Source organism: Sphingopyxis sp., from assembly GCF_036402335.1.
Taxonomy (GTDB): Bacteria; Pseudomonadota; Alphaproteobacteria; order Sphingomonadales; family Sphingomonadaceae; genus Sphingopyxis.
Map to the genome: position 1 here is coordinate 1 of NZ_DASWTD010000042.1, position 2,515 is coordinate 2,515.

Annotated in this window: 3 protein-coding genes; 1 reads left to right on the top strand and 2 read right to left on the bottom strand. The window is 68.7% G+C overall.

What is annotated here, in order from left to right:
- Window positions 1-13: 13 nt before the first annotated feature.
- Complete coding sequence (gene secG, locus VGD20_RS01120; RefSeq protein ID WP_331132691.1) at window positions 14-469, bottom strand: preprotein translocase subunit SecG; 456 nt, start codon at window positions 467-469, stop codon at window positions 14-16.
- Window positions 470-571: 102 nt separating this feature from the next.
- Window positions 572-1,321 (bottom strand): triose-phosphate isomerase, encoded by a 750-nt coding sequence (gene tpiA / locus VGD20_RS01125; RefSeq protein ID WP_331132689.1) that lies wholly within the window; start codon window positions 1,319-1,321, stop codon window positions 572-574.
- A gap of 181 nt (window positions 1,322-1,502) precedes the next feature.
- Here tpiA and VGD20_RS01130 point away from each other — a divergent pair.
- Window positions 1,503-2,515: SurA N-terminal domain-containing protein (locus VGD20_RS01130; protein WP_331132690.1), on the top strand; the 1,013-nt coding region annotated here is incomplete at its 3' end.

Sequence of the window (2,515 nt, forward strand, 5' to 3'; positions counted from 1 at the left end):
CCGGAGCCGCCGGTTACTTCTTGGCAGGCGGCGCCTGATTGCCCTGGGCAGGAGCCGGAGCGGCTTCCTTGCTCGCAGCCGCCGCTGCGGCAGCGGCGAGCGGATCGTCGCTCGCCGGAGCAGACGCAGCATTTGCGGGCGCGGCGCCCTGAGCAGGCTGCGCGGGGCCGGTCAGCGAGGAAGACGGCGCGGCGCCGCTCGTCTGGGCCGCCTTCGACAGCGAGGTGTCGATCGTCGAACCGCTGCGCCCGACCGAAGCCATCGCTGCGAGCAGGATCGACAGCGCGACGAACGCGGTCGCGAGGATCGTCGTCGCCCGGGTCATGAAATCCGCCGCACCGCGCGCCGAAAGCAGGCCTGCAGGGCTGCCGCCGACGCCCAGACCGCCACCTTCCGACTTCTGCATCAAAATGACGCCGATCATCGTCGCGGCAACAAGCGCCTGCAGGACGAGGATGAAGGTGAACAGATTCGACATGAAATTTTCCCGAACTCGCGCGGCCTCACACGGACCGCGCCCGCGGCGCACATAGAGACGAAGCGGCTTCGCTTCAACCCATAGCGCGTCCGCCTAAAGCGCCGCAGCCGCCTCGACGATCGGCAGGAACTTCGCGGCGGTCAGGCTCGCACCGCCGACCAGCGCACCGTCGACATCGTCCGTCCCCAGCAGTTCGGCGGCATTCTCGCCATTGACCGACCCGCCGTAGAGGATGCGCATATCCGCCGCCGCATCGCCGAAACGCGCCGCCAGCGCGCCGCGGATCGCGCCATGCATCGCGGCTACGTCGGCGACCGTCGGCACCAGCCCGGTACCGATTGCCCAGATCGGTTCATAGGCGATCGCCAGCCGGTGCGGATCGAAATCGTCCGGAACCGATCCGGCGACCTGCGCCAGCACATGGTCGATCGCGCCGCCCGATTCGCGCACGTCGCGCGGTTCGCCGACGCACAGGATGACCGACAGGCCGGCGCCAAGCCCCGCCTCGGCCTTCGCGCGCACGTCGGCATCGCTCTCGCCAAAACCATCGCGCCGTTCGCTATGGCCGACGATCACGACGCGCGCGCCGATATCGGCGAGCATCGCAGCTGCGACCGATCCGGTGAAGGCGCCCGACGCCGCGCTGTGGCAATCCTGCCCGCCGACGGCCGCCCCCGCCGGCGCGGCGGCGACCATCGCACCGACCAGCGTAAACGGCGGGCAAAGCGCGACATCGACCGCCGGACGCGCCTCCGCGCCCGCGAAAATCGCCTGCGCGTCGGCAAGCGCAGCCGACACGCCGTTCATTTTCCAGTTGCCGACCACATATTTGCGCCGTGCCATTGCCCAGTCTCTCCCGCTGTCCGAACGATGCCCGTGCCCTAGCGGCGAGCGGGGGCGCTAGGCAAGCCGGGTAACGCCCTCCCGCGAAAAGCCCCTTTCCCGCCTTGATGCCGTCCCTTCACCTCTCTAAAGCAACGCGCAATCGCGCATCCTCGCGCCTTGCCGAAAGAACGCCCGTTCCATGATTACTGCCATCCGCGCCATGTTTTCCTCGACGATCGGCAAATTCCTCGCCCTTGCCTTCGTCCTCCTCGTCGGGGTCGCCTTCGCGCTCGGCGACGTGACCGGCAATTCGACCTTCGGCGGAATCGGCGGCGCCAATGTCGCCAAGGTCGGCAGCGAGGAAATCGGCATCGGCGAATTGCGCGACCGCGCGCGTCAGGCCTATAATCAGGCGCGGCAACAGCAGCCCACGCTGACGATGGCGGCCTTCGTCGAAGCCGGCGGCCTCGACCAGGTGCTCGACCAGCTTGTCGAGGGCCTCGCCTTCGACCAGTTCGCGAGCAAGATGGGCTTCAGCGTCAGCAAGCGCCTGATCGACGGGCGCATCGCCGACCTGCCCGCCTTTGCCGGCGTTGCGGGGACCTTCGACCAGAAGGTGTTCGAGAATTTCCTGCGCCAGAACGGCGTCACCGAAGCCCAGCTTCGCCGCGACCTGCGCCAGCAGCTCCTGATCGAACAGCTCGCCGCGCCGATCGCTTCGATGCCGCGCATCGGCCTCGGCATGGCGCAACCCTATGCCGCGCTGCTGCTCGAACAGCGCCGCGGTCAGGCGACCTTCATTCCGGCCAGCCCCTTTGCTCCCGCCGGTGATCCGGGCGACGCCGTGCTCCAGAAATATCTGGCCCAGAACAAGGCCAAATTCACCGTCCCCGAGCGCCGGGTGATCCAATATGCGCTGTTCGATCGCAGCGCCGTGCCGGTTCCCGCGGTCGCCGACGCCGAAATCGCCAAGGTCTACAAGGACAATGCGGCGCGGTATGCCGCGAGTGAAACGCGCCGGTTTGCGCAGGTGATCGTCCCCGATCAGGCTGCGGCGAACGCGCTCGCCGCCAAGGTCCGCGGCGGCACCTCGCTCGCTGCCGCCGCGCAGGCCGCGGGCCTGTCGGCCTCGACCACCGGCGACCTGACCCAGTCGGCCTATGCCGCGACGAGCAGCGCGGCCGCCGCCAAGGCAGCTTTCGCGGCAAAGCG